Here is a 25,207-nt window from a genome sequence, read left to right on the forward strand (position 1 = left end):
ACAGGGTCAGTGAGCGGTCCATGCGCCGTCGAGGGGCAGGGCGGATCCCGTGAGGAACGCCGCGGCGGGAGTGCACAGATATGCGACCGCCTCGGCGACCTCGTACGGCTCCAGCAGCCGCTTGACCGCGGAGTCCGCGAGCATGATGTCGGTGACGACCCGCTCCGCCGGTATGCCGTGCGCCTCGGCCTGGTCCGCGATCTGCCGCTCCACCAGCGGGGTGCGCACATAGGCCGGGTTGACGCAGTTGGCGGTGACCCCGTGTGCCGCCGCCTCCAGCGCCGTCGTCTTGGACAGCCCCTCCAGCCCGTGCTTGGCCGCCACATACGCCGATTTGTACGCGGAGGCGCGCAGCCCGTGCACGGAGGAGATGTGCACGATCCGGCCCCACCCCTGCGCGTACATCCCGGGGAGCGCGCCCCGGGTGGTACGGAACGGCGCCTCCAGCATGAGGGTGAGCATCCGGCGGAACGCCTCGGGCGGGAACTCCTCGATGGGCCGTACGAGCTGCGTGCCGGCCGCGTTGACGAGCACGTCCGCGCCGTCCGCCGCCCGCTCGGCCGCGTCCAGCCCCGCGGGGGCCGTCAGATCGAGGGGGTGGATCTCGACGGACTCCTCCCCCGCGGGGCCGCGCGCCACCTCCGCTGCGAGCGATTTGAGCCCCTCCGGGTCCAGGTCCACCGCACGCAGCCGGGCACCCGCCGCCACCAACCGCACCGCGCAGGCCCGCCCGATCCCGCCGGCCGCGCCGGTGACCAGCGCCGTACGGCCGGTGAGGTCCAGGTCGACGGAACGGGAAGCGGCGGGCCCGGGGGGCTCGGCGGCCGGGGCATCGGACCGGGGCGACTTCGGGGCATCGGACCGGGGCGACTGAGGCGTCATGGCCGCAGCCTAGGGCCGCTCCGCGGACGCCCGGATGTGGTGGCTGACCGCACTTTCCCCGGCTCATATGTGCCGCGCGCACATCCGGTGCGGTCCGGGGTCGGCAATGTGGCTGCCCCACAGTGGCGGGCCGGGACGGCTGGCGGACCGGCACGTTCGCCCGGCACGGCCCCCGCCCTACGGTGCGGCTGACCGGGCCACGTGCCCGTATCCCCCACACAGGCACCACGGAAGGAACCCCTCATGCGAACCTCCGTGCGCACCACGGCAGCGCTGCTGGCCGCCCTCACCCTCTCCGCGCTGGGCGTCTCCGGTACGTCCTCCGCGACCGACGGGCAGCAGCGCGCCGACGCCGCCGCCCTCGAACGCGTCACCGACTTCGGCTCCAACCCCGGCGCCCTGTCCATGTACCGCTACACGCCCGATGGGCTCGGCGCCGGCCGCCCCGTTGTCGTCGTACTGCACGGCTGCACTCAGGACGCGGCGACGTACTTCGACGGCGCGGGCTGGCAGCAGGCCGCCGACAAGCACGGCTTCTCCGTCGTCGCACCGCAGCAGGAGAAGGCCAACAACGCCAACCGGTGCTTCAACTGGTTCCAGCCCGGCGACACCGCGCGGGGCAGCGGCGAGGCGCAGTCCGTCCAGCAGATGGTGGAGCGCACCGTACGGGACCTGGACGCGGATCCCGCGCGGGTGTACGTCACCGGGCTGTCGGCCGGCGGCGGGATGACCTCCGCGCTGCTCGCGGCCTACCCGGACACCTTCGCGGGCGGCGGCGTCATCGCGGGGCTGCCGCACGGCTGCGCGGACTCGCTGCCCTCCGCGTTCACTTGTATGAACCCCGGCGTCAGCAAGACCCCGGCCCAATGGGGCGACCTGGCCCGCGCTGCGCACCCCGAATACACCGGGCGACGACCCCAGGTCTCGGTCTGGCACGGAACGGCCGACACCACCGTCGCGCCGCGCAACGCCACCGAGTCCGTCAAGCAGTGGACGAACGTCCTGGGCGCCGACCAGAACGCCGACGCCACCCACCAACTGCCTGGCGGCACCACCCAGTCCGACTACCAGGGCGCCTCCGGCGACGTTGCGGTACGCAGCTACCTGGTCGACGGAATGGGCCACGGCACGCCCGTCAAACCCGGCGAGGGCTGCGGTAAGGCGGGCGCGCACTTCCTGGACACCGTCTGCTCGACGGCGTATCTGGCGCGGGACTGGGGGCTGAGCGGGTCCTAGGGCGTACCCCGCAACGGGGGCTGCGCTTGCCCACCCTGCGCCCCTGGCGCAGACTGCCCAAGCGCAGGAGGGGGGACGGCCTAATTCCGGCGCAAAATTACAGCCGCCGCTCCGGCCGTGACGATCGTGGCGAGCAGCCAGCCCAGGATGACCAGGGACAGGGCTATCCACTGGGAGGCCCCCGTGGTCCGCCAGGCTGCCTCCTGGCCAAGGTCCAGCACGGGGAGCAGCAGATCCAGGGTGTAGATGAAGGGCTCCCAGTGCGGCGCCTCGTCGGGTTTGAGGGCCGGGGGCGGGTTCGCGGCGAACCACAGCGATCCGCCCGTCAGCAGCAGGACCAGCCACAGGACCGCGCGTCCGGGGCGGTATCCGTAGCCCAGGGCGAGGTCCTGGATGTGGTCCCAGATCCTGAGCGGCAGGGGCAGCAACTCCCGCCGTCGCCGGAGCTTGGCGAGGAGGACGGTGTGCGCGTCGGCCTCCTCGCCGCCGGCCTGGAGACAGGCGGCGAGGCGGTCGTACGGCTCGGGGTTGAACTCCGGCGTCGCCGCGTGCACCCACTCCAGGCGGCGGGGCAGCGGAAAGCGCCCTTCCGGCGCCAGGACTTCATAGGTGAAGCCGCGCAACTGCAGCCGGCCGGGCCCCGGCCAGCTCTCGGACCTGTCGATCAGACGGCTCACGACGGCGTCCTGGAGCACGACGAGCCCGCGTTCCGGGCGCTCGGGGGTGAACGTCAGCTGCGTGGCCTGCACGCCGCGCAGCGAGAACTCCTGCTCCGCCGTCATCTCCAGCCGGACCCGCTCCAGAATCAGGGCGCCCCCGAGGGTCGAACCGTCGAGGTGGACGCCGCCTTGGATGACGGTGCGCTGCATCCGGGCGACATCAGCCCTTGTCATGGAACCGGCGCTGAAGTCCGGGAGAATCGCGGAGGGGGCCATCACGAAGTCCTCCTCGACGGTGAGCCGGGTCGCGGTGAGCACCGACCTGCCGTTGAGGTGTCTCAGCCGGCAGCCACGCATGCTCAGCGAACCGCCCACGCGGGCTCCCCGCAGTGAGAGTTCGCCCCTGGCCTCCAGCTGGTCGGCGTTCACATCCTGGGCGACGTTCAGCCCGTCGGCGTCCAGCGCCTTGCCCCGCGGGACAGATCGCAGCACCGAGCCCTCCAGGGTGAGGTCCGTACCGATGTTGGCCTGCGCCAGCACCAAGCCGTTCAGCAGTTCGCTCTCGCTCAGCCGCAGATCGCCCTCGACGGTCAGCCGCGTGGCCTCCAGATGCGGCGCCCAGCACTGGTGCAGGATCACCGTGCCCGCCCGGCAGTCGATGAGCCGTACCGGCTGGTCCAGGCGGCACTGCCTCAGCTCGAAGGGGACGGTGATCTCCGAGTTGGACAGCTCCAGCGGGCCGTCGATCCGGCAGCCGGTCAGCTTCAGCGCGGGCGCCCTGCCGGGCAGCGCGGGCGGCCCGTCGAGCAGCAGCAGCGCGATCACCCGGGCCCGTACGGTGCGTTCGGGGCCCCACCGCGCCTCGCCGCGCACATCGTCCTGCACGGCGTCCCCTGTGCGGAGGTCGTACATGCTGCCGTTCCGGTAGGCCTGCCACAGCCCCAGCTCCGCCGCTGACAGGTCCTCCGGCGGTTCCCCACTCTCGCGCTCGGCCACCCGTCGACCCCCGATCCCGGTACCGCTGCGACCTCAGCTTCCCATGAGGAGCCTCTTCGCTGTGCTGCGCGGGGTCGCCCTTGTGGCACTTCGCACGCTCGGCACGGACCCTCCAGCTGCCCGTCTCGGCACTGGATGATCACTGGTTCACTGCCACGCTTCCGACAGGCGCCGTGTGACGACCGAGCTGAAGATGCGTACGCCGCGCGTCGAGCCGGGATTGATGCCGGTGAGCTCCCGCACCCGGCGGAGGCGATAGTCCAGGGTGCGGGGGTGGACGTTGAGGGCTGCCGCCGTGGCGCCGCGGTGCATGTCGTGGCGATAGTACGCGTCAAGCGTGACCAGGAGGTCCGGACCGGCCTGCAGGCTCCGGCCCACGGCGTGGAGCCATTCGCCGACGAACGGCGCGTCCGCAACGGCGAGTTCGACGAACACGTCCGACACGGTGTGCGGCCGCAGCCGGGCGGACGCCCGTCGCAGCGGTGCCGCCCTGCTGATCCGCCGGGCCAGGCCGAGGGCGTCGGCAACCTCGGACAGCGGTGAGGTGGCGGTGCCGGCGGCGCAGGGGCGACCGAGAGCCTGAGCGAAGTCCCGTACGAGATCGGATACGAGGTCGGGCAAGAGGTCGGGGGCAAGGTCGGGTACGGAGTGCGGCTGTACGGTCTCGGCTGTACCGGGCCCCTCGGACGCCTGGGGCGTGGGGGGATGCAAGGGAATCAGGGCAATCAGCTCACCGCCCCTGCTTCCACTGCCCGGGCACCACGTGATCGGCGCGTGGTGGGTTTTCACCAGCGCCTCGATCTCGGTTTCCAGGTCGCGATCGCCGACGGGACGGTCCGGCACCCGGATCACCGTCACCGCGCAGCGCTCGGGCAGTTCCATGCCCAGTGCCGAAGCGAGTTCCGCCGATATGGGATCTCCGTTCAGCAACGACCTGGCCAGCAGCGCGGCCTGCTCGACGTACGGCACACGGTGTCGCAGCGCCGTCACGAATCCCTGACTGTAGGCACGGATACCGCGTTCTCCCTGCGGGGCGAACCAGTTCATCATCCGCATGAGTTCGTCGACGCCGACGCCGCGCTGAGCTTCGGTCGCTTCGTTGATCTCGCGCAGCATGAGTGAGGTGTGCAGTCGCAGGACCCGCTGCCGTGCATCGAGCGACATCCCCGCCGCAGCCCGCAACTCGCCGATCGCCGCGATGTACCCGAGGTCGTCGTCGCTCAATCCGCTGTTGTCCGGGGACAGTTCGACTGTACGTCGCCGCAGCCACAACGCGTACTCCAGCGTCTCGGCCCGCGCCCGGGAGTTCGTGTCCAGGTACCCGAACTCCGGAATCTCGCGCGCGTACGCCTCGACCTCCCGGCGCGCGTTGGCCGACGCCTGCCGGGCCAACTCGGCGAAGAAGCTCCCCATGGGCGCGAGCATGCCATTCCGGTCGAAGAAGCCGACAGGGCAAATCAGGACGGCATTTATCACTCTGCGCACATCGGAGATGATCGTCTTTGAGGCACTTTGTCACAGTGCGCAAAATTGCCGGATCGGGACATTCTTATCGCTTGTTCCCTTGTGGAGACACTGTGAACAGGCCTTAATGGGAACCGCGTACCAGCCCGTGGGGGAACACCACAGCAATCATTCCGGCCACCGCTCCGGATCAGCGCGGGAATCGGTACGGGAATCTCTCATCTGCGCGTCACTCAATGGTGCTTGTTCAAACGGGAGGGGAAACACCGATGAAAGCAGGAAAGAGAAAGAGAATCGCGGCGGCGTTAGCGGTCATGGCCACGTCGACAGCGCTCATGCTGAGCGCGCCGGGCAGTGTCTCGGCCGCTCCCGCCGCCACTCCCAGCCTGCGCGCGTTCGGGATCACAGGTGACGGCACCCAGATGGCCACGTTCACCACCGACCGGCCGAACGTGCTCGACTGGGTCAGGGATGTCGTCGGGCTCAGTGGCGACACGGCTCTGATCGGCATCGACTTCCGGGTGCAGAACGGCCTGATGTACGGCGTCGGCAACAAGGGCGGCATCTACACGATCAAGACCCCGCCGACCACCACGGACGTCGAGATCACCAAGGTGTCCCAGCTCCAGTACACGCTGCACGGCACGAACTTCGGCGTCGACTTCAACCCGGCCGCCGACCGGCTGCGTGTGATCAGCGACAACGGCCAGAATCTGCGGCACAACCTCAACGACAACACGACCGTCCAGGACCTGAACCTCACCACCCCGCCGATCGAGGGCACGACCAAGGGCGTCTCCGCCGCCGCCTACACGAACAACGACCTCAACGGGGCCACCGGGACCACTCTGTTCGACATCAACACGACCAGCGACCAGGTAGCCATCCAGTCCCCGGCCAACAACGGCACGCTGGCATCGACCGGCAGCCTCGGCATCGACGCGCAGACCAACGCCGGCGTGGACATCTTCAGCACCCTGTCGGGCGGCAAGACGGTCAGCAACGCCGCCTTCGCCACTCTCACCGCCTCCGGCGCCAACAGGCCTTCTCTCTACAGCGTCAACCCCTTCACCGGCGAGGCCACGCTCGTGGCCGATGCCTCCAAGTCCAAGTTCCCCCTGGACATCACGGACCTGGCCATCTCCCTCACCGGGAGCTGAGCCCCTCCCGCAGGTCACCTACTCGCCGCGGCCCGGCTGCTCCCGGGCCGCGGCAAGCCTGAAACGTGGTCCGCCTGTGTACCGCCGTGCCGCTCCAGCAGCGAGCGTGCTGTCGCCGCCATCGCCTCGTCACCATCTCCCCCTCGAACGTGACCGCGCCCGCGCCGCGCGCCTGCGCCTCCGCCTCCGCCACGGTGGCCAGCAGCCGGGCGGCGCGGGCGCCACTTGACGAGGTCCGTCAATTCGCTGGCGGCCGTACGAGCGCCGCGCATAACGTGCACCCGCGGGTAGGCCACTTACACCCTCACCGGGTGGGCGGGTTTTCCAAGGGGGAGCGGTCGTGGGCGGGAAACTGTCGTTCAGCAGGCTCAGACGGGCCGCGGCCGAGAGCGTGGGCGGGCTGCCCCGGCAGTTCTGGTGGCTGTGGATCGGCACCCTCGTCAACCGGCTCGGCGCCTTTGTCGCGACGTTCCTCGCGCTGTATCTGACGGTCGAGCGCGGCTATTCCGCCTCGTACGCGGGCCTCGTCGGCGCGCTCTACGGTCTCGGCGGGGTCGTCTCGTCCATCGGCGCGGGTGTGCTGACCGACCGTATCGGGCGGCGGCCGACGCTGCTGGTCGCCCAGGTGGCGACCGCCGTGTCCGTCGCCTCGCTCGGCCTGGTCACCCATCCGGTGGCGATCGCGGTGGTCGCGGGCCTCGTCGGTATGGCCACCAACGCCTCGCGGCCCGCCGTGCAGGCGATGATGGCCGATATCGTCCGCCCCGAGGACCGGGTGCGGGCCTTCTCCCTCAACTACTGGGCGATCAACCTCGGTTTCGCGGTCTCCTCCGCCGGCGCGGGGCTCATCGCCCAGTACAGCTATCACCTGCTGTTCTTCGGCGAGGCCGCGATGGTGCTGGCCACCGCGCTGATCACCTTCTGGAAGCTGTCGGAGTCCCGCCCCGCCGCCGCCACCGAACGGGAAGCCGGCGCCGGCCGCGAGGCGGACATCTCCATGTGGACGGTGCTGCGGGACAAGCGCTTCATGGTCGTCGTCGCGCTGAACCTGCTGCTGGCCACCCTCATCCAGCAGGCGTTCGTCTCGCTCCCCATCTCCATGGGCCAACACGGCCTGGACAGCACCGACTTCGGCACCGTCATCGCCGTCAACGGCGTACTGATCGTGCTGCTCCAGCTGCCCCTCACCCGCTTCATCGAACACCGCGACCCCGCCAAGCTGCTGATCGTCTCCGCGCTGCTGACGGGGTACGGGTTCGGCCTGAACGCGTTCGCCGGGTCCTCGGCGGTCCTCTACGCGTTCGCCGTGGTGGTGTGGACGCTCGGCGAGATGATCAACTCCCCCACCCAGATGGGCCTGGTCGTCCGCCTCTCCCCCACCCACGGCCGCGGCCGCTACCAGGGCATGTACACCCTCTCCTGGTCCGTCGCCTCCCTCGGCGCCCCCCTGCTGGGCGGCACCGTCATCGACCACTTCGGCTCCCACACCCTCTGGGCCGCCAGCGCCATCGTCGGCACCATCGCCGCCCTGGGCTACGGCCTGCTGCTCCGCAGCATGCGGGCGGAGCAGCAGGACGAGAGGGAGGGGGAACGGAAGGAGAGCGAGGCGGGGGAGCAACCACGGGAAGGGGAGCCGGAGCCTGACTCGGGGCCCGCGCGGAGCGGGTCAGCTGAGGGGGCGGCGGTGAGTCCCGCGCGGGACTGACCGCGACCGACGCCGACCGGATTACGGCACCCGCACGGGCACCGAGTTGTCCGGGGTATCGAGCCACACCCGGTGTCCCCGCGGTGTGACCGTCAGCCCGTACCGCTCGAACCGCGGCTCGCCCTGCTCACGCCACCACTCCATGACCGCCTCGGCTTCCGCCCACAACCGGCGCGGCCCGGACTCGACGACCTCGTACTCGGTACGGCCGTGCTCGTAATCAGCCGTCGCCCATGACCGTCCGGACATCTCCAGCAGCCACAGCCGGTACGCGCCTCGCTCTCCCCACTCGACGCGGCAGAACAGGTCGGGCACCTGAACTCCGAGCGTGAACATGTGATGCCAGTCGCCCATCTCGTCGGGGGAGAGGGGAGACGTGCGCCGCACACCCAGCCCCTCAGCGGCGCCGGGGAACGCGTCCGTCGCCGGGAACCGGTCGCGCTGGTCGCGTAGCCGCATGAACGCCGACGACATCACGAACGGCCCCGAAGCGCCGCCCTCGCCGACCGTGAGCCGCGCCACCGCCTGCCCGCCGTACGGCGGGCCCCACGGCGCCACGATCACACCACCGGTTCGGGTCTGCTCGACCCATGCGTACGGCACCCGGGAGACACCGCACGTGGTGATGACCCGGTCGTACGGCGCCCCGTCCGGGTAGCCCCGCGCGCCGTCCCCGACAACGGACAACGGGGTGAGGCCGGTCGCGGCGAACCGGCGCTGAGCCTCCTCCGCGACGGCCGGGTCGACCTCGATGGTCACGACGTTGTCCTGGCCGAGCCGGTACGTGAGCAGCGCGGCATTCCAGCCCGTGCCCGTGCCGATCTCCAACACCCGGTCTCCGCGCTCCACGCTCAAGGCGTCGAGCATCGCGAACACCATCTTCGGCATGGAATTGGACGAGGTCGGAGTACGGCCCTTACCGCTGCCCGTGTGCGCGCCGTCGTCCCACTGCGTGGTGAGAGGTACGTCGCTGTAGACCTTCGCCCACCACTGCGCCGGGTCGGTGTTCCGGTCGATGACTTCGCCCTGACGGTTGCCGCCTGGTGTTCCCGGCCACAGCCGGTCGGGAACGAACGCATCGCGCGGCACCGCCTTGTACGCGGGCAACCAGTCGGAGGACAAGGCGCCCTTTTCCAGCAGCACGGAGGCCAACCCTCCCGGGCCGGCCTCGTCCGTGTTCGGCTCCACCTCGGTCACTGGCCGTCCGCCGGGCCTTGGCCGTCGCTGGTGTTGCCGCCCTCGTCGGAGCCGCCGCCCCCGTGCTTGTTGCCGCTGTCGCTGTCATCCTGCGGGTTGCCGCCCTCGGCCCGCGTGATCCACGGCAGAGATTCCATCGTGTACCTCCTTGCTGTGGGTTGTGCTCCGGCGGTCGGGTCCATCACGTGCAGGAAGCCGCCCGCCTTCTCGGCCTCGCGCGCGACCTCGTCGTACTTCTGGGGGATAGTCGAGATCATCGTCCGCCGAGCGGTGAGTACGGTGTCGGCCTTCTTCTGCTCGACCATCTCGACCGCGCGGGAGAGCCCTTCGCGTCCTTCCGGAGGGAGCAGACCGGCGCGGTCCTCGATCGTCTCGACGATGTCCCACCCGGACACGGATGCGTATTCAATGCACTCGCGGCGCGGTTCCGTGGTGTCGGCGTTCGGCGCCGCGCACAGGTAGATCACGACGCGGAACTGCTCCACCTTCTTCGCGTGGGTCGGTACACCGCCCTCGCCCGGTACGTGTCCGGCTGCGTGATCGGCAAGCGCCTGGCACCGCTTGCGGTCCAGCTTCTCGTACGTCTGCGGGAAGAGCTCCTCGCATCGGACCCGGGCACCGAGCGACATGGAGATCACCCGCGCGCCGTGCGCCACGGCCCATGCCACGGCCGCCAGGATGGGACCGTCGCTGCCATCGCCCGCGTTGTCGAGCCCCTTCGCCGCGAGGATCCTGGCCTCCCAGGCCACGCCGTAGCGGGCCCTTCATCGTCTAGTCGCGCGTTGCGCCGTCCGGCCACACGATCGTGACACGTGTTCCGTTTCGCTTCGCGTAGGCCACGACGTCGGCCGTCCCGCCGAAGCCGCGGGCGGGCTGTTGGTCCCACACTGCGAGCAGGTGATCGGCGAGGCCGACAAGGATCTCGCTTCCCGCCATGTGCGCATCCTCGTCGGACGTAGTGAGCCCCGTCTCGTGTACTTCGCTCGCCCGACGCTTCAACTGGTCGTATGTGGCCAGTCGGGCAATCCATCGCGGTATTCCGTTGCAGGCACCACGGCTTCAAGCTTGCCGCCGTGATCGAGAATGGCCTCGGCGAACCAGGCGTCGGGTCCATCGGCCAGACAGGAGATTCCGACCAGGTCATCGCTGGGATACTGCTGCACTTGGTTGCCCGGACCACCCGCGGCAGCGACGAGGATTTGAAAGAACGACGCAATGCGCGCGCCCGTTCGATGATGCGGCCCGAGCGGTACCGTACGCCGGTATCGACCGCCTGTGCGCCCAGCATGAACGGTCACGGTGGCCCTGCCGTCGGTGGCCGCCCTGATCGCCGTCGCCGGACTGCCCGTCTCCCCGGCATACGGCCGCACAGTGAAACGCCCCCGCTCCGGCGCTGCCGGGGCAGGGGCCTTTCTGTGGGTGGGCTACCGGCCGAGCCGGCGGTCAGCGACGCCCGCTACGAATGCGGCCCACTGCTGAGCGCCGAAGGTGAGGACCGGGCCGTCAGTGCACTTACTGTCACGAGCGGCAACGCCCTCGGCGGTAGGCGCCAACTCGACGCAGGCGCTCTGCCCGTTGCTGTAGCTGGACTTGCGCCATGCCAGAATCTCAGTGGTGTTCATATTGCTCCGCAACCTCCATCAAGAGGCGCTGTGTTGCCTCTTCGGTGAGTGAACGTTTCCAGATGTCGTCGAACGCCGTGTCGTAGCGAGCGACCTCGTCGGGCTTGTCCAGGTACAAGTCTCCTGTGAAGCCGTCCGCGTAGACGGTCGGCGGCTCTGTGTCGGTGCCGTCGCCTGTCTGCGGGAACCGCAAGATCCCGAACTGTCCAGTCATGACGCCGCGGTGCAACCCCGCGTTGAACGGGACTACTCGGAGTGTGACGGTTGGCAGCTGGGCGGCCTGCAACAGGTGGCGAAGTTGCCCCGCCATTTGGTGATGCCCTCCGACGGGCCGCCGTACTACAGCCTCGTTGAGAACGACGCGCAGAGTTGGGGGTGCCGAGCGGCGTGTCAGCAGGGCTTGCCGCGCGATGCGCAGGTTTACGCGGCGGGTGATCTCCTCCTCGTCATCGTCGGGGTTGTCGGTGCTGATAATCATGCGGGCGTAGTCTTCGGTTTGCAGGAGGCCGGGCACGAGCTCGCTCTCGTACCAGTCGATGCGGGCAGCGGCTTCCTCCAGGCCGATGAAGATGTCGAAGCGTTCGGGGATCACGTCGCCGTAGCTGTGCCACCATCCGCGTGCTTTGGTCTCCTTTGCGAGCCCCTCGAGGGCTTCGGTCCACTCGGGCGATGCCCCGTAGACCCTGCACATGGTCTCTGCGTCGTGGCTTCGCAGGCTCGTCTGTCCGGTCTCGATGCGCCACATTTTCGCCTCGGACCACTCCAGCTCTTGTGCTGCGGCACGCACCGTGAGTCTCGCCTGATTCCTCAGATCACGTAGGTACCGCCCGAGTTGCCGCCGCGGCACCGTGCTGCCTGTTGATCTCTCCGGCATCCCGCATCCCACACCCTCCCCTGAGCTCATTATGAAGGACCTCCGACACCCCAAATGAAAGGCTCTTTGGGCCCCTTTCGCGATGGGTGTCATCAATTTGAGGCGACTTCTCGGATTCTCGAAATGAAGTCTTGCAGATTCACAGGAAGCGGGTAGGCGCTTGGAGCCTGCGCGGGCAACTGCCGTCCCCACACGGCGTGTTGGTGCCGCCGCATGCGCGGCGCCATAAGTACCGACCGCCCGCGAGACCTCGCACAACACTGCGGAGAGGTACCCCATGAGCTACCGCATCGGCTCATACGTCATCGACCGGCGCAAAAGCGAACTCGGCCGCGTCATGGGCCACGATGGGCCCCACCTTCTATTGCGCCCCCCCACGCGGCGGCACCGAGTGGGACTGCCCGCCCAGCAAGGCGCGGCTCGCCACGGAAGCGGAGCGCCGCGCGGCAGGCATCGCCGCCAACGGCGCGGCGCGCGCTCTTGCCGAAGGGGCCCACCAATGACGCCCCGCGCCGCGCTGAGCGTCTTGCCGGGCTGGTGCGCTTACTGCGCGGCGGAACACGACGAGACCGTGCAAGTTGCCGTCATCGAGCGCGGTTCCGGCCCTCCGCACGGCCTGCGCATGTGTATCCCGCATGCGAGTCAGTACGCCGTGACCCGCTACGCCCCTCCAGGGCTCGCGGAGGAGGTAACGCGCCTGTGGCGCGCGCGAGAGGAGCAGGCCCAGTGATCCGCAGCATCCACCACCACCTCATGGCTACGTGCGGAATCGCCGGGCCGTGCTTGTTGCTTGCGATCGGCTTCGGCACCGGCTTCTTGATCGCATTCGCGCTCGGCGCCACCCCTTGACTCCCGCCCGCGCCGGAGACCCCCGCCTCGGTCCCGGCATAGGGAGCCGCTCCCGGTCGACGGCTGTTTCCTGACGTACCGCCGTGGACCGGGGCACACCATCGCACCACCCATGGCGACCGAAGGGCCAGGGTCGCACCACACCAACCGAAGGCAGGAGATATGCACGAACTGACGCTCACCCACCCACGGGAAGCCTTCCCGCTCACACCCGATGAGGGCCGCACCCCGCACAGCAGCGCACCGCCCAGCGGACCGGACACCCGCCCGTGGGTCCTCCGCTTCGCCCGCGTCCCCGATGCCGCACAAGCGATCGTGAAACCACCGACCGTCTACGACAACGAGTTGCAGATGTCACGCGGCCTGTACGACGGCCCGCTCCCGTACATGCAGACCCACACCCCCACCATCCCGGACGGCGACCCGGAGAACCCCCCGCCGCTCGACGAGGGCCCGAAGGACTGATGCCCTCATGCCCACCGTTCTCGTGATCGCAGCACACGACGACTGGCCGACCGACCGCGTCGTCAAAGCCCTCACGGACGGTGGTGCGGAGGTGTTCCGCATGGACACCAGCGAGTTTCCGCAACAGCTCACCCTTGCCGGGCGCATCGACGCCCGGCAAGGGTGGTCCGGCGGACTCACCACCGCCCACCGCGCCGTCGACCTGGCCCACATCTCCGCCGTCTACTACCGCGCCCCGAACCCCTTCAACCTGCCCGCGACCATGTCCGAGCCCGAGCGGCGATTCGCCGCAGCGCAGGCCCGCGCCGGACTCGGCGGCATCATCAGCGCGGTTGGCTGCCGGTGGGTCAACCACCCCGCCGCCATGTCCCGCGCCGAGTACAAGCCACTCCAGCTCGCCACCGCACGCGCCTGCGGCCTCACCGTGCCGACCACGCTCATCACCAACAGCCCCGACGCTGTACGCACGTTCGTCGGCGATGTCGGAGGCCGGGCCGTCTGCAAGCCGGTAGCAACTCCCGTGTTCATCGAGGACGACCAACTCAAGACCGTCTACACCCGCCGCCTCTCCGAGGAGGACCTCGCCGACCTTCGCGGCATCGACACCACCGCGCACCTCTTTCAAGCATGGGTCGAGAAAGCGCACGAGGTGCGACTCACCGCCGTTGGCGACCGGCTGTTCGCCGCGGAGATCCACGCAGCCAGCAGCGACGCACACATCGACTGGCGCAGCGACTACGCCTCGGTCACGTACCGGAGCACGACGCCCCCGACCCACATCGCCGAGGGCGTGCGACGCTACATGCGCCGCCTCGGCCTGCGCTTCGCAGCCCTGGACTTCGTCGTCAGCCCTGACGGCGAGTGGACGTTCCTGGAGGCGAACCCGTGCGGGCAATGGGACTGGATCGAGCACGCAACCGGACTCGGCATCTCCCAGGCAATCGCCGACGAACTCCAAGGAGCCTTATGACTGACGCTCTCGACCGTGTCCGCCCGTACATGACGGCCCTCGCCGACGAACTCACCAAAGCAGGCGCCATCCGCACCCGCCCATGGGCCGAGGCGTTCGCAGCCGTCCCACGGCATCTCTTCGTGCCCCGCTGGTTCGAGCAGGAGACCAACGACAAGGGCATCGCCGTATGGCGTGAACGGCGGGCCACCGACACTGACGACGACCTCGCCGCGGCCTACCGCGATCAGACCCTCGTGACCGCGCTCGACCCGGCCACCGCCGAACAGGTCGACGACACGGCATGGACCGGCGTCCCCACCTCGTCCAGCACACTGCCCCGCCTGATGGCCGACATGCTCGAAGACCTCACCGTCGAGGACGGACACAGCACCCTCGAAATCGGTACCGGTACCGGGTACAACGCCGCTCTCCTCTGCGCCCGACTCGGTGAGCAACTGGTGCACACCGTCGACGTCGACCCCTTGCTCGTCGAGGCCGCGCGGCAGCGCCTCGCCGACGCCGGCCACATGCCCCAGCTCGCCGTAGGCGACGGAACTCACGGCTACCCGACCGACGAGCCGTTCGACCGGATCATCGCCACCTGTTCCGTACCTTCCATCCCCGACGCGTGGCTCGCCCAGTGCAAGCCCGGCGCTCTCCTCATCACCGATGTGGACCTCGGCATCGAGGGCGGGCTCGTCCGCCTCACCGCTGCCGGACAAGCCCGCGCTGTCGGCCACTTCACCAGCACCACCGGCCGATTCATGGCCGCCCGCACTGACGCGACCACCTACGACACACCACAGCAGCCCGAACGCGCGCCCGCCACCGCCACGCGCCCGACTACAGTCACAGCCGCAGACATCCGAGCCAACTACCCCTTCCGCCTGCTGCTCGCCTTCCACCTGCCCGGCGCGCAGCTCGTCTATCACGTCGACGATGCCGGAACCATGGCGCTCCAGCTCCAGCACGCCGACGGCTCATGGGCCCGCGCGCCCCTCGGCGGCGACAATTCCGCCGCTGTCACCTACGGCGGGGACTCGGACCTCTGGCAACAAGTCGAGGCGGCATGGCGCTGGTGGAACGACGCCGGCCAACCGCCGCAAGACCGGTTCGGGTACGCCCGTGAAGCGGACGGAAGCGCCTACGTCTGGCACATCCCCGACGGCACGCGCTGGGACCTTCCCGCAGGCACGTAAGCTCCCGGCAACGACGAGCAGCGCGCCCATCGACCACGCACGGGGGCGCTGGGCTTACTCGGGTCGGGCAATCCATGGGCCAACGTGGCCTGAGCAGCGCCGACTTCGGCACCGTCATCGCCGAGTCACAGTCATGGGCGGCCGGTGCGCTCGCCGTGGCGGATGCGCTCGGGCCTCACTGGATCGGGGAGTCGGGTGGGGGGAGGTGGGTGGGGCGGTCGCGGTCGAGGGAGTCGACGCCGTCGATGGCTTTCAGGGTTGGTATCCGGTCCTGGGCGACGGTGCCGGAGAGGGTGCCGAGGGCCGGCTGCTCGCTCGTGACCGTCAGGCCGGCCTGCCGCAACGCGTCGACCACTTCCGCGAACCGGTCGGGGTCGACCGCGAGGATGACCCCGACCGGTTCGGTCTGCGATGGCTCGCTCATGGTGCCTGGAGCAGGCCCGAGCCCACGTCCCTGGCGGGCTGCGTCAGTGGGAACGCGCTGGACAGCAGGGTCTCCTTGAGATCGGCCACGGAAGCGTCCGGGTTCGCCTGGGCGAGCAGCGCGATGACGCCCGCGACATGCGGGGTGGCCATGCTGGTGCCGCTCAGGGTGTCGTACCCGCCGCCGGGAGCGGCCGAGCGGATGTCACTGCCCGGCGCGGCGATGTTGACCTCGCCGCCCGGGCCGTTGGTGCCGCCGTTGGAGAAGAACGACGGGGTGAGTCCCCGGTCGAGCGAGCCCACCGCGAGGATGGAGGGGCAGTTGGCCGGCCGGTTGACGGGCTCGATGTGCGGGGGCCGTTCGCTGTCGTTGCCCGCGGCGGCGACGATCAACGTCCCGCGCCTGAGGGCCCGTTGGGCCAGCTTCTCGTACGTCTGCGGGAAGAGCTCTCCGCGTCGGACCCGGGCACCGAGCGACATGGAGATCACCCGCGCGCCGTGGGCCACGGCCCATGCCACGGCCGCCAGGATGGGACCGTCGCTGCCGTCGCCCGCGTTGTCGAGCCCCTTCGCCGCGAGGATCCTGGCGTCGCAGGCCACGCCGTAGCGGGGGCCCTGCTTGGGCTCCGCCGGGCCGGCGGCGGTGCCGATGCAGTGCGTGCCGTGGCCGTGGCCGTCCTCGACGGTCTCGCCGGGTATGAAGGAGGCCATCGCCTCGATACGCCCCGCCAGGTCCGGGTGGCGGGTGTCGACGCCGGTGTCGATGACGGCGATCTTCACATCACGGCCGGTCAGGCTGGACCTGTTGGTCCGGATCGCTTGCTGGCCCCAGGTCCAGGTCCGCTCGTCGAAGGCCGGGCCGTGGACAGCGGCCATTTCGGCCCTGGTGTGGCGGTCGACCACGTCCTCGTCGCTGCGGTACGCCGGGAAGAACTCGGTCGGCGCCTGCTGCGGGGCGGTGATCGGCAGGGCGTAGACCCTGCGTTCCGGTTCTGCCGCGATGATCGAGGACTCCGCCTCGGCCGTGGCCACCAGCGCGTGACGCTGCTCGGGCCGCACCTCCACCACCGCGGCCCCGATTTCCTCGAACAGCACCGAGACGTCGGGGCGTTCGAGGAGCTCGGAGACGTTCGCGGTCTCGGTTCCCCGTACGCGCTCGACGGACGCGATACCGGCGGACGAACGCAGCGCGTTCAGGCCGCCCTCCTGGTCGCTCGGGTCGAGCAGGACCACGTACCGACCGGTGTACTCCGTTCCCTGGCCCGTGAGGTGGCCGTTGGGCCGACCAGGCTGCCCGCCGAAGGCACGCCTGTCCATAGATCCGTTCGCCATGGGTTTCCCGCTTTCTGTCGCCGGGCCGCGGCCATTGGGTCCCCCCTCACACCGTCGCACCGGCCTCGGGGGCTCGCAACGCGACCGGGCCCCGGGTGAACGAGCGCTCTCCGTTGCTACGGGGAGGGGGTGCCCCTGTCCGACGCGCGCGGACTGCGGATGCGTTGTGGTTGCTCGCGCAGTTCCCCGCGCCCCTTCGGGGCGCGTCCCCCGCATTCGCGGAGCGCAGCGCATAGGCAGGGAGGGTGGGGGTACCGCCGGGGGCTGGGTGACACCACACCAGACCGACGGACCAAGTCGAACGGAGTCGGCCATGACCACGACCCATGAAGCCCCGCCCCGCACGGACACGGCCACGCCGCACAAGCAGGCGGTCGCCGACGAGTCGGTGCGCCACCTGGTACAGCAGGCGTCGGGGCAGATCTCCCAGCTCATGCGGCAGGAGCTGCGGCTGGCACAGACCGAGATGCAGCAGAAGGGCAAGCGCTTCGGCCTCGGCGGCGGCATGTTCGGCGGCGCGGGAGTGATGGGCTTCATCGCGCTTCAGGCGCTCGCCGCCACCGCCATCGTCGCCCTCGACCTGGTGCTGCCGCTGTGGCTGGCGGCCCTGGTGGTGACCGCCGCACTGGCGGTGATCGCGGGCACGCTGGCAGCCGTCGGCAAGGGCCAGCTCAAGAAGGCCACACCGCCGACCCCCGAACGCGCCGTACAGAGCGTCAAAGCCGATGTTGCCGAGGTGAAGGCGAGGTCGCACCGATGACGAACAACCCCGACGGCCACGGTGCCGCCCCCAGCACGGAAGAGCTGCGCGCCCAGGTGGAGGAGACGCGCCGGGAGCTCGGCGAGACCGTCGAGGCGCTGGCGGCGCGGGCCGACCTCAAGGCGCAGACCCGGGCCAAGGCGCAGCAGGCAGCGATACGGACCCGCGACAACCCGTCCGTGCCCGTCGCCGCGGGCATGGCAGCGCTGCTCGCTCTCGCCCTCTTCATCCGGCGCAAGCGGCAGCAGTCGCACAGCCGGCTCACCCGGTGGAGGCATCGATGAACGCGGTGAAGATCGCCTATAAGCCCGTCGGCATGCTGCTGGGTGCCGGCGGCGGCGCCTTGGCGGGCGCGGCGTTCAAGCGGGTCTGGAAGGCCACCGGCCATGACGAGGACGCCCCCGACGCCACCGACCAGGACCGCCGCTGGCGCGAGGTGCTGCTGGCGGCCGCCCTGCAAGGCGCGATCTTCGCCGCGGTCAAGGCCGCCGTCGACCGCGGCGGCGCCACCACGGTCCACCGCCTGACCGGCACCTGGCCCAGTTGAGGGCCCTGGCTCACCGCCGGTTGCCGGTCACCGCCTCGCGGTCACTGCTTCCGCTCCGTCAGATGCGTGAACGCGTCCAGGTTCCGGGTGGATTCGCCGCGGGAGGTGCGCCAGGCGTACTCCTTGCGGATGGCGGTGGCGAAGCCCATCTCCAGCAGGGTGTTGAAGGAGCCGTCCGCGTTCTCCAGCACGCTGCCGAGCAGCCGGTCGATCTCCTCCGGGGTGACGGCGGCCAGCGGGAGGCGGCCCACCAGATAGATGTCGCCGTGCGAGTCGACGGCGTAACTGACGCCGTACAGCTTGGTGTTGCGTTCCAGCAGCCAGCGGTGCACGGCGGCGTGGTTCTCGTCGGGGTTGCGGACGACGAAGGCGTTGACCGAGAGGGAGTGTGCGCCGACCGCAAGTGAGCAGGTCGTCTGGAGCTTGCGGGTGCCGGGGAGCGTGACGACGTACGTGCCGTCCGCGGGGCTCTCCCACTCCAGCTCGGCGTCCTTCAGCGTCTGCTCGATCGCCGCCCGCGCTGCGGCGGCAACGTCAACGTCACCCATGCGGCGATCGTAGGCGACGGCGCCGTTCCTGCAACGCGGCGGCGTACACCTCAGCGGTGGCCTGTGCAGCGGCGCCCCAGCCGAAGCCCTCCGCGTGCCGGGCCGCAGCGGCGCCCTGCCGCTCGGCCAGGCCCGGGTCGACACAGAAGCGGCGCAGGGCGCGGGCGTACTCGGCGGGGTCGTGCCCGGCGATCAGACTGCCGCTGACCCCGTCCCGTACGGCGACCGGCAGCCCGCCCACGGCGGCGGCCACCACGGGGGTGCCGCACGCCTGCGCCTCCACGGCGACCAGCCCGAAGGACTCGCTGTAGGACGGCATCACCAGCACGGACGCGGCCCGGTACCAGTCGGCGAGCTGTTCCTGGCCGACCGGTGGCCGGAACATCACCAGGTCGGCTATGCCCAGCCGCGCTGCGAGCTTCTGCAGCCCCTCCGGCTTGGCCAGACCGCTGCCACTGGGCCCGCCCACCACGGGGACGACCATCCGGTGCCGTAGCGAGGGATCCTCGTCCACCAGCAGGGCGACGGCGCGCAGCAGCACATCGGGGGCCTTCAGCGGCTGGATGCGTCCGGCGAAGAGGGGGATCAGCGCGTCCTGGGGCAGACCGAGGCGGGCGCGGGCCGCGGCCCGGCCGTCACCCGGGCGGAAGCGGTCGAGGTTGACGCCGGGGTGCACGACGGCCGTGCGGTCGGCGGGAGCCTCGTAGTGGTGAACGAGCTCGCCCGCCTCCTCCGCCGTGTTCGCGATGAGCCGGTCGGCGGCGCGCACGATCTGCGTCTCGCCGATGACACGGGCTGCCGGCTCGGGGGTGTCGCCCTCGGCGAGCGCCGCGTTCTTGACCTTCGCCATCGTGTGCATGGCGTGCACCAGCGGGACCCCCCAGCGCTGCGAGGCGAGCCAGCCGACGTGCCCGGAGAGCCAGTAGTGGGAGTGCACCAGGTCGTAGTAGCCGGGCCGCTGCCCTGCCCACACCTGCATCACTCCGTGCGTGAAGGCGCACAGCTGCGCGGGCAGCTCCTCCTTGGACAGGCCCTCGTAGGGGCCCGCGTCGATGTGCCGGACGAGGACGCCGGGGGCCAGCTCGACCGTGGGGGCGAGCGCGCCGGTCGTGGCACGGGTGAAGATCTCGACCTCGGTGCCCTGTGCGGCGAGCTGCCGCGCCAGTTCCACGATGTAGACGTTCATGCCGCCCGCGTCGCCCGTCCCCGGCTGGTGGAGGGGGGAGGTGTGGACGCTGAGCATCGCCACCCGGCGGGCGCGGCGGGAGCCGGGGAAGCGCAGCAACGGGGTCCTGGGCGGGTGCGGGAGCGCGGCGCGTCCGCCGCGCCGCTGACCGAGCCGGGACACGTCGAGCCGGGACACATAGTGGCTCACGGTTCCGATGCCTCCTCCGTTGCGGACGTGCGATACGGGACGGACGGTGCGATACGGGACCGGGCCGTGCGCGGCCCTCGACGGGGAACAGCGAAAAGGTTGCCTCCTCTTCCCTTCTCGCCCGCCATTTTGCCGAACTGTGACAATCGACGGCGCCGCTGCCCACCTCTTGGGACGCGGCCCCGGTCGAACGCCGCTGCGTATCCTCGACTCATGCCGCGTACCCCCGCACCGTCCCGTCCACCCGACCGGCCGGTCGGTACGGTCACGCGCGGCACGACGAACCCGAACCGGCTGCGGCGGATGGACCGCTGGATCGCCGCCACGCACGGCGCCGCGCTACGCCGCTCCCCCAGCCCGCCCGTCGCCGTCGACCTCGGCTACGGGGCCGCGCCCTGGACCGCCGTCGAACTGCTGGAACGGCTGCGCAAAGTGCGGGCGGACGCGCGGGTGTACGGCGTCGAGATCGACCCGGAGCGGGTCGCGGCCGCGCGCCCGTACGAGCGTACGGGGCTCGGCTTCGTACGCGGCGGCTTCGAGCTCCCTGTCCCGGACGCCCGTGGGCTGACGCTGATCAGGGCGGCGAACGTGCTGCGCCAGTACCCGGAGGAGGAGGTCCTCCCGGCGTGGCAGCGGCTGTGTGCGCGGCTGGCGCCGGAGGGGCTGCTGGTCGAGGGCACCTGCGACGAGATCGGCAGACGGCACGTGTGGGTGGCGCTCGGCCCCGAGGGCCCCCGAACGGTCACCTTCGCGGCCCGCCTCGCCACCCTGCAAACCCCCTCCGACCTGGCCGAACGGTTGCCGAAGGCGTTGATCCACCGCAATGTGCCCGGCGAGGGGGTGCATGCCTTCCTCGCCGACTTCGACCGTGCCTGGGCGGCGGCTGCGCCGTACGGGGCGCTCAGCGCACGACAGCGATGGATGCGCGCGGTGCGCGGCCTCGCCGCGGATTGGCCGCTGGCCGATGGGCCCCGGCGGTGGCGTCAGGGCGAGGTGACAGTTCGCTGGAGCCCCCTGGCCCCACGGTGAGGGGGTGCCCCTTGCTGCCATCCGCGGGCTGCGGGCGCGTTCTGGCTGGTCGCGCAGTTCCCCGCGCCCCTTCGGGGCGCGTCCCCCCCACTGCGCTTGGGCAGTCTGCTCCCCCAGACTCCGTCCGGGAGGTACCCCCAAGGCGCAGGGTGGGCAAGCGCAGCCCCTTTGCGGGGCACGCAAACTAGAGGGGCCCGCCCTCCATCCAGTGGTGGCCGAAGGTGAAGCGCGCCGCTTCGACCTCAAGGCGCTGATCGGCGTGCAGCACGCCGAGCGCATACGCGGTGGCGGGCGCAATACGCGGCGTCGCAGCGGCCGAAGCCGCAGCAGCAGCCGCCGCGGCGGCCTCCCGGTGCCGCTCCAACGCCTCCCCCGCAGGCCGCAATCGCGGTTCGGGCTCCGCGTGGGAGCCCAGCACCTCCTGCGCGTACCGGTGCAACCGCAACAGCACCCGTACGTGATCCCAGGCCGCGTCCTGCCGGGCCTCGGTGGCCAGCGAACGGGAGAGTCCGTCGGCGTTGTACGGGGCTCCGGCGCGGGAGAGCGGCAGCGCGGCGACGGCCTCGGTGAGCTGGCGGCGGGCTTGGTCGGCCAGCGGCGGGAGCACGGCACCGGCGGGCTGGTCGGCGCTCTCGCCGCCCGGGCGGAACGGGGCCTCGGAGGCGAGCAGTGCCACCGCGTCGGCGACCGCGTGGAAACGGGCCGAGCCCAGCGCCTGGAGCGCGGCCGAATGAGCGCGGGTACGGGAGAGGGTGAGCTGGCGCTCCAGCAGCGCGCCGGCGCGGGCCGCGCCCACCGGCAGTGCGCCCCGCTCGCGCGCCGCCGCGCCGCCCCGTCCGCCGCCACCGGCCTGCTGCCGTCCGGGGGCGGCAGCCGGGGCAGCCACCGGCCGGGTGCCCGCCTCAGCCGACAGCGCCTCGGCGCCCTCGCGACCCGTCCCCGCACCGCTCGCCAGCCGGTGCAGAGCGCTCAGCAGCCGCTCCAGCCGGGCCGCGTAGGCGTACTCGCGGGCCACCACGCCCGCCAGCCAGCTCAGTTCCGTACGCAGGTTGTCGGCCCAGACCGGGTCGAGCAGCGAGCGGTAGGTGACCAGCGCCCCGTTCAGCCGGCGCGCGGCGGAGCGGAGTACGTCGACCGACGCCGCGGTCCGCGCGGGATCCGCCGCGCCGCTCCCACCGGGGCCTGACCCGGCACCCGAGCCGCCCCCTCCGCCGGTGCCCTGCGCGTGTGCACGCAGCCCGCGCAGAAACTCCGCGGCGCGCTCGTGCAGATAGCCGCCGAGCACCTCGGCAGCCGTACCCGCGGCTGTCCCCGCGGCCGCGCTCGTCGCCGTACCCGTGGCCGGATCCGTCGCCGTGCCCCCTGCCGTGCCCGTCCCGGCGGCCGGCTGCGCGGGCTCCCGCGTGCCGTGTCCGGACCCGACGACCACGTCCCGGCTCCGTCCCATCACGTTCACGTCCCCTTCCGCGCACCGGGTGCGTACCCCGCACCACGCGCGCGTGCCGAACCGCACCCACGTCGCTGTCGTCGCATCGATCTCAGCCCCCCAACAGCCGCGCGGCCCCGCACGTCACGTCGTCGCCGGACCACGCTTGCGTCGCCGCCCCTCGATCAGCATTTCCTGCACGTTGGTCAGCTGCTGCCCGTTCTCGTCATGGGAGTGCCGCGTCCACTCGCCGTCCGGCCCCAGATGCCAGGAGGCCGTACTGTCCGACATGCCCGTCTCCAGCAGCCGGTTGAGGGAGACGCGGTGCCCGGGGTCGGTGACCCGCACCAGTGCCTCGATCCGCCGGTCGAGGTTGCGGTGCATCATGTCGGCGCTGCCCAGCCACACCTCGGGCTCACCGCCGTTGCCGAAACAGAAGACCCGCGAGTGCTCCAGGAACCGGCCCAGCACACTGCGCACGGTGATGTTCTCGCTCAGCCCCGGCACCCCGGGCCGCAGCGCGCAGATCCCGCGCACCCACACCTGAACCGGCACACCCGCCATGGAGGCGCGGTAGAGGGCGTCGCACACCGTCTCGTCCACGATCGAGTTGACCTTGATCCGGATGTACGCCTCGCGTCCGGCACGGTGGTGGGTGATCTCCTTCTGGATCCGGGAGACCAGCCCGTCCCGCAGCGAGCGGGGGGCGACCAGCAGCCGGCGGTAGATCTCCCGCCGTGAGTACCCCGACAGCCGGTTGAACAGGTCGGACAGATCCGCGCCGACCTGCTGGTCGGCGGTCAGCAGCCCCAGGTCCTCGTACAGCCGGGCCGTCTTGGGGTGGTAGTTGCCGGTGCCCACATGCGCGTACCGGCGCAGCACCTCGCCCTCCTGCCGCACCACCAGCGACAGCTTGCAGTGGGTCTTCAGCCCGACCAGCCCGTAGACGACGTGGCAGCCCGCCTCCTCCAGCTTCCGCGCCCACTTGATGTTGGCCTGCTCGTCGAAGCGGGCCTTGATCTCGACCAGCACGAGCACCTGCTTGCCGGACTCGGCGGCGTCGATCAGCGCGTCCACGATCGGCGAGTCGCCCGAGGTGCGGTACAGCGTCTGCTTGATCGCCAGTACGTCCGGATCGGCCGCCGCCTGCTCCAGGAACGCCTGTACGGAGGTGGAGAACGAGTCGTAGGGGTGGTGCAGCAGTACGTCGCGCTGGCGCAGCGCCGCGAAGATGTCGGGCGGCGAGGCGGACTCGACCTCGGCCAGGTCCCGGTGGGTGCCGGCCACGAACTTCGGGTACTTCAGCTCGGGCCGGTCCATGGCGGACGCGATCCCGGACAGCCCGGTCAGATCGAGCGGCCCCGGCAGCGGATAGACCTCCGCCTCGCTCACCTTGAGTTCGCGGATCAGCAGGTCGAGGACGTACGGGTCGATGGACTCCTCGACCTCCAGCCGTACGGGAGGGCCGAACCGGCGCCGCATCAGCTCCTTCTCCAGCGCCTGGAGCAGGTTCTCCGCGTCGTCCTCCTCGACCTCCAGGTCCTCGTTCCGCGTCACCCGGAACATGTGGTGCGCCAGCACCTCCATGCCGGGGAACAGCTCCTCCAGATGCGCGGCGATCACGTCCTCCAGCGGGACGTAGCGGTGCGGCGACGCCTCCAGGAAGCGCGGCAGCAGCGGCGGCACCTTCACACGCGCGAAGTGGTTGTGCCCGCTGACGGGATTGCGGACGACCACCGCCAGGTTCAGCGACAGCCCCGAGATGTACGGGAACGGATGGGCCGGGTCGACCGCGAGCGGGGTGAGGACCGGGTAGATCTGCCGCCGGAAGAGGGTGAAGAGCCGGGCCTGCTCGGCCTCCGTCAGCTCCGCCCAGCGGATCAGATGCAGCCCCTCCGCCGCGAGCGCGGGGGCGATGTCCTGCTGGTAGCAGGTGGCGTGCCGGGCCATGAGCTCCCGCGAACGGTTCCAGATCCCCTCCAGCACCTCGCGCGGCTTGAGCCCGGAGGCGCTGCGGGTCGCCACACCGGTCGCTATCCGGCGCTTGAGGCCCGCGACGCGGACCATGAAGAACTCGTCCAGATTGCCCGCGAAGATCGCCAGGAAGTTGGCCCGCTCCAGGAGCGGCGTCTCGGGGTCCTCCGCGAGTTCGAGCACGCGCTCGTTGAAGGCCAGCCAGCTGCGTTCGCGGTCCAGGAAGCGGTCTGCGGGCAGGTCGGTGGCCGCCGCTTCGCCGTCCGGGTGCTCCCGGTCCGCCTCGTACACATCGGCGTCGGAGTCGAGGTCCGGGTCCAGGCCCAGGTCGGGGCCCGCCCCGGGCACATTGCTGGAAACGTTGCCGGGGACATTGCCGTGGACATTTCCGGGCTGGCTCATACCGCCATTGTCCGTGCTGTGCGCTGCGAGGCTCTCTGCCAGGGAGGACCGGGCCATTCCGCGAGGCTCGCACGAGAGTTTGAATCAACGGTTACGCCGACATGGCATCGCGGGGTGCCCCCGGTAGCGCC

Annotated in this window: 24 protein-coding genes and 1 pseudogene; 11 read left to right on the forward strand and 14 right to left on the reverse strand. The window is 70.7% G+C overall.

The window, feature by feature from the left end; all coding sequences use genetic code 11:
* Nucleotides 1-6 precede the first annotated feature (6 nt).
* On the reverse strand, nucleotides 7-882 hold the full coding sequence (locus ACQEU8_RS34615) for a 3-hydroxybutyrate dehydrogenase (protein ID WP_433108237.1): 876 nt from the start codon (nucleotides 880-882) through the stop codon (nucleotides 7-9).
* 243 nt (nucleotides 883-1,125) lie between these two features.
* Between ACQEU8_RS34615 and ACQEU8_RS34620 the strand changes: the two genes are divergently transcribed.
* The gene (locus ACQEU8_RS34620; RefSeq protein ID WP_433108239.1) at nucleotides 1,126-2,118 is read left to right on the forward strand and encodes an extracellular catalytic domain type 1 short-chain-length polyhydroxyalkanoate depolymerase; all 993 of its coding nucleotides are present in this window, start codon (nucleotides 1,126-1,128) and stop codon (nucleotides 2,116-2,118) included.
* Nucleotides 2,119-2,198: 80 nt separating this feature from the next.
* On the opposite strand, the gene ACQEU8_RS34625 is transcribed toward ACQEU8_RS34620, so the two are convergent.
* Entirely contained in the window at nucleotides 2,199-3,773 is a 1,575-nt protein-coding gene (locus tag ACQEU8_RS34625) for an oxidoreductase (RefSeq protein ID WP_433108241.1), read from the reverse strand.
* Between the two features lie 147 nt (nucleotides 3,774-3,920).
* Nucleotides 3,921-5,186: a PucR family transcriptional regulator gene (locus ACQEU8_RS34630; protein WP_433108243.1), complete on the reverse strand. Its 1,266-nt coding sequence runs from the start codon at nucleotides 5,184-5,186 to the stop codon at nucleotides 3,921-3,923.
* Nucleotides 5,187-5,551: 365 nt separating this feature from the next.
* Here ACQEU8_RS34630 and ACQEU8_RS34635 point away from each other — a divergent pair, with 365 nt between their 5' ends.
* Both ACQEU8_RS34635 and ACQEU8_RS34640 read left to right on the forward strand, forming a co-directional pair.
* Nucleotides 5,552-6,397 (forward strand): DUF4394 domain-containing protein, encoded by an 846-nt coding sequence (locus tag ACQEU8_RS34635; RefSeq protein WP_433108245.1) that lies wholly within the window; start codon nucleotides 5,552-5,554, stop codon nucleotides 6,395-6,397.
* 352 nt (nucleotides 6,398-6,749) lie between these two features.
* On the forward strand, nucleotides 6,750-8,102 hold the full coding sequence (locus ACQEU8_RS34640) for an MDR family MFS transporter (protein WP_433108929.1): 1,353 nt from the start codon (nucleotides 6,750-6,752) through the stop codon (nucleotides 8,100-8,102).
* Between the two features lie 21 nt (nucleotides 8,103-8,123).
* Here the strand turns inward: ACQEU8_RS34640 and ACQEU8_RS34645 are convergent, their stop codons facing one another.
* From ACQEU8_RS34645 to ACQEU8_RS34665, 5 genes and pseudogenes are all read right to left on the reverse strand, one after another.
* Nucleotides 8,124-9,299: a methyltransferase domain-containing protein gene (locus ACQEU8_RS34645; RefSeq protein ID WP_433108247.1), complete on the reverse strand. Its 1,176-nt coding sequence runs from the start codon at nucleotides 9,297-9,299 to the stop codon at nucleotides 8,124-8,126.
* Entirely contained in the window at nucleotides 9,296-10,048 is a 753-nt protein-coding gene (locus ACQEU8_RS34650; protein WP_433108249.1) for a S8 family serine peptidase, read from the reverse strand. The genes ACQEU8_RS34645 and ACQEU8_RS34650 overlap by 4 nt, the downstream gene beginning before the upstream one ends.
* Before the next feature lie 22 nt (nucleotides 10,049-10,070).
* Nucleotides 10,071-10,498: pseudogene (locus tag ACQEU8_RS34655) on the reverse strand (hypothetical protein).
* A 225-nt stretch (nucleotides 10,499-10,723) separates the two neighbouring features.
* Nucleotides 10,724-10,921 (reverse strand): DUF397 domain-containing protein, encoded by a 198-nt coding sequence (locus ACQEU8_RS34660; protein ID WP_433108251.1) that lies wholly within the window; start codon nucleotides 10,919-10,921, stop codon nucleotides 10,724-10,726.
* Entirely contained in the window at nucleotides 10,908-11,795 is an 888-nt protein-coding gene (locus tag ACQEU8_RS34665) for a helix-turn-helix domain-containing protein (RefSeq protein WP_433108253.1), read from the reverse strand. The genes ACQEU8_RS34660 and ACQEU8_RS34665 overlap by 14 nt, the downstream gene beginning before the upstream one ends.
* Nucleotides 11,796-12,521: 726 nt before the next feature.
* Here ACQEU8_RS34665 and ACQEU8_RS34670 point away from each other — a divergent pair.
* The 4 genes from ACQEU8_RS34670 (at nucleotide 12,522) to ACQEU8_RS34685 (ending at nucleotide 15,260) form a co-directional block, all read left to right on the forward strand.
* Entirely contained in the window at nucleotides 12,522-12,644 is a 123-nt protein-coding gene (locus ACQEU8_RS34670) for a hypothetical protein (protein ID WP_433108255.1), read from the forward strand.
* Between the two features lie 162 nt (nucleotides 12,645-12,806).
* Entirely contained in the window at nucleotides 12,807-13,109 is a 303-nt protein-coding gene (gene tgmA, locus ACQEU8_RS34675; RefSeq protein ID WP_433108257.1) for a putative ATP-grasp-modified RiPP, read from the forward strand.
* 7 nt (nucleotides 13,110-13,116) lie between these two features.
* Entirely contained in the window at nucleotides 13,117-14,079 is a 963-nt protein-coding gene (gene tgmB / locus ACQEU8_RS34680) for an ATP-grasp ribosomal peptide maturase (protein WP_433108259.1), read from the forward strand.
* Nucleotides 14,076-15,260, forward strand: a complete 1,185-nt coding sequence (locus ACQEU8_RS34685; protein WP_433108260.1) for a methyltransferase domain-containing protein — start codon at nucleotides 14,076-14,078, stop codon at nucleotides 15,258-15,260. The genes tgmB and ACQEU8_RS34685 overlap by 4 nt, the downstream gene beginning before the upstream one ends.
* Before the next feature lie 175 nt (nucleotides 15,261-15,435).
* On the opposite strand, the gene ACQEU8_RS34690 is transcribed toward ACQEU8_RS34685, so the two are convergent.
* The gene (locus ACQEU8_RS34690) at nucleotides 15,436-15,684 is read right to left on the reverse strand and encodes a hypothetical protein (RefSeq protein ID WP_433108262.1); all 249 of its coding nucleotides are present in this window, start codon (nucleotides 15,682-15,684) and stop codon (nucleotides 15,436-15,438) included.
* Nucleotides 15,681-17,015 (reverse strand): S8 family peptidase, encoded by a 1,335-nt coding sequence (locus tag ACQEU8_RS34695; protein WP_433108264.1) that lies wholly within the window; start codon nucleotides 17,013-17,015, stop codon nucleotides 15,681-15,683. The genes ACQEU8_RS34690 and ACQEU8_RS34695 overlap by 4 nt, the downstream gene beginning before the upstream one ends.
* A gap of 313 nt (nucleotides 17,016-17,328) precedes the next feature.
* Between ACQEU8_RS34695 and ACQEU8_RS34700 the strand changes: the two genes are divergently transcribed.
* From ACQEU8_RS34700 to ACQEU8_RS34710, 3 genes are read left to right on the forward strand one after another with little or no spacing between them, the layout of a single operon-like run.
* On the forward strand, nucleotides 17,329-17,775 hold the full coding sequence (locus tag ACQEU8_RS34700; protein WP_433108266.1) for a phage holin family protein: 447 nt from the start codon (nucleotides 17,329-17,331) through the stop codon (nucleotides 17,773-17,775).
* Nucleotides 17,772-18,059, forward strand: a complete 288-nt coding sequence (locus ACQEU8_RS34705) for a DUF3618 domain-containing protein (RefSeq protein ID WP_433108268.1) — start codon at nucleotides 17,772-17,774, stop codon at nucleotides 18,057-18,059. Before ACQEU8_RS34700 ends, ACQEU8_RS34705 begins: the two co-directional genes overlap by 4 nt.
* Nucleotides 18,056-18,322, forward strand: a complete 267-nt coding sequence (locus ACQEU8_RS34710) for a DUF4235 domain-containing protein (RefSeq protein WP_433108270.1) — start codon at nucleotides 18,056-18,058, stop codon at nucleotides 18,320-18,322. Before ACQEU8_RS34705 ends, ACQEU8_RS34710 begins: the two co-directional genes overlap by 4 nt.
* A gap of 41 nt (nucleotides 18,323-18,363) precedes the next feature.
* On the opposite strand, the gene ACQEU8_RS34715 is transcribed toward ACQEU8_RS34710, so the two are convergent.
* Nucleotides 18,364-18,870 carry a YbjN domain-containing protein gene (locus tag ACQEU8_RS34715; RefSeq protein ID WP_433108272.1) on the reverse strand — a complete coding sequence of 169 codons (507 nt, stop codon included), beginning with the start codon at nucleotides 18,868-18,870 and terminating at the stop codon, nucleotides 18,364-18,366.
* Complete coding sequence (mshA, locus tag ACQEU8_RS34720; protein ID WP_433108274.1) at nucleotides 18,863-20,245, reverse strand: D-inositol-3-phosphate glycosyltransferase; 1,383 nt, start codon at nucleotides 20,243-20,245, stop codon at nucleotides 18,863-18,865. Before mshA ends, ACQEU8_RS34715 begins: the two co-directional genes overlap by 8 nt.
* 213 nt (nucleotides 20,246-20,458) lie before the next feature.
* Between mshA and ACQEU8_RS34725 the strand changes: the two genes are divergently transcribed.
* Nucleotides 20,459-21,274, forward strand: coding sequence for a class I SAM-dependent methyltransferase (locus ACQEU8_RS34725; RefSeq protein WP_433108276.1), 816 nt, complete (start codon nucleotides 20,459-20,461; stop codon nucleotides 21,272-21,274).
* Nucleotides 21,275-21,458: 184 nt separating this feature from the next.
* Here ACQEU8_RS34725 and ACQEU8_RS34730 read toward each other — a convergent pair whose 3' ends face one another.
* Complete coding sequence (locus tag ACQEU8_RS34730; RefSeq protein WP_433108931.1) at nucleotides 21,459-22,721, reverse strand: CHAD domain-containing protein; 1,263 nt, start codon at nucleotides 22,719-22,721, stop codon at nucleotides 21,459-21,461.
* Nucleotides 22,722-22,844: 123 nt separating this feature from the next.
* Complete coding sequence (locus tag ACQEU8_RS34735; protein WP_433108278.1) at nucleotides 22,845-25,076, reverse strand: RNA degradosome polyphosphate kinase; 2,232 nt, start codon at nucleotides 25,074-25,076, stop codon at nucleotides 22,845-22,847.
* Between the last annotated feature and the right edge of the window lie 131 nt (nucleotides 25,077-25,207).

This window comes from Streptomyces sp. CA-250714 (genome assembly GCF_050936705.1).
Lineage (GTDB): Bacteria > Actinomycetota > Actinomycetes > Streptomycetales > Streptomycetaceae > Streptomyces.

Coding starts and splice junctions, on each gene's coding strand:
- ACQEU8_RS34615 (WP_433108237.1), bottom strand. CDS start 882: ATGACGCCTCAGTCGCCCCGGTCCGATGCCCCGAAGTCGCCCCGGTCC.
- ACQEU8_RS34620 (WP_433108239.1), top strand. CDS start 1,126: ATGCGAACCTCCGTGCGCACCACGGCAGCGCTGCTGGCCGCCCTCACC.
- ACQEU8_RS34630 (WP_433108243.1), bottom strand. CDS start 5,186: ATGGGGAGCTTCTTCGCCGAGTTGGCCCGGCAGGCGTCGGCCAACGCG.
- ACQEU8_RS34635 (WP_433108245.1), top strand. CDS start 5,552: ATGGCCACGTCGACAGCGCTCATGCTGAGCGCGCCGGGCAGTGTCTCG.
- ACQEU8_RS34660 (WP_433108251.1), bottom strand. CDS start 10,921: ATGAACACCACTGAGATTCTGGCATGGCGCAAGTCCAGCTACAGCAAC.
- ACQEU8_RS34665 (WP_433108253.1), bottom strand. CDS start 11,795: ATGCCGGAGAGATCAACAGGCAGCACGGTGCCGCGGCGGCAACTCGGG.
- tgmA (WP_433108257.1), top strand. CDS start 12,807: ATGCACGAACTGACGCTCACCCACCCACGGGAAGCCTTCCCGCTCACA.
- tgmB (WP_433108259.1), top strand. CDS start 13,117: ATGCCCACCGTTCTCGTGATCGCAGCACACGACGACTGGCCGACCGAC.
- ACQEU8_RS34685 (WP_433108260.1), top strand. CDS start 14,076: ATGACTGACGCTCTCGACCGTGTCCGCCCGTACATGACGGCCCTCGCC.
- ACQEU8_RS34690 (WP_433108262.1), bottom strand. CDS start 15,684: ATGAGCGAGCCATCGCAGACCGAACCGGTCGGGGTCATCCTCGCGGTC.
- ACQEU8_RS34695 (WP_433108264.1), bottom strand. CDS start 17,015: ATGGCGAACGGATCTATGGACAGGCGTGCCTTCGGCGGGCAGCCTGGT.
- ACQEU8_RS34700 (WP_433108266.1), top strand. CDS start 17,329: ATGACCACGACCCATGAAGCCCCGCCCCGCACGGACACGGCCACGCCG.
- ACQEU8_RS34705 (WP_433108268.1), top strand. CDS start 17,772: ATGACGAACAACCCCGACGGCCACGGTGCCGCCCCCAGCACGGAAGAG.
- ACQEU8_RS34710 (WP_433108270.1), top strand. CDS start 18,056: ATGAACGCGGTGAAGATCGCCTATAAGCCCGTCGGCATGCTGCTGGGT.
- ACQEU8_RS34715 (WP_433108272.1), bottom strand. CDS start 18,870: ATGGGTGACGTTGACGTTGCCGCCGCAGCGCGGGCGGCGATCGAGCAG.
- ACQEU8_RS34725 (WP_433108276.1), top strand. CDS start 20,459: ATGCCGCGTACCCCCGCACCGTCCCGTCCACCCGACCGGCCGGTCGGT.
- ACQEU8_RS34730 (WP_433108931.1), bottom strand. CDS start 22,721: ATGGGACGGAGCCGGGACGTGGTCGTCGGGTCCGGACACGGCACGCGG.
- ACQEU8_RS34735 (WP_433108278.1), bottom strand. CDS start 25,076: ATGAGCCAGCCCGGAAATGTCCACGGCAATGTCCCCGGCAACGTTTCC.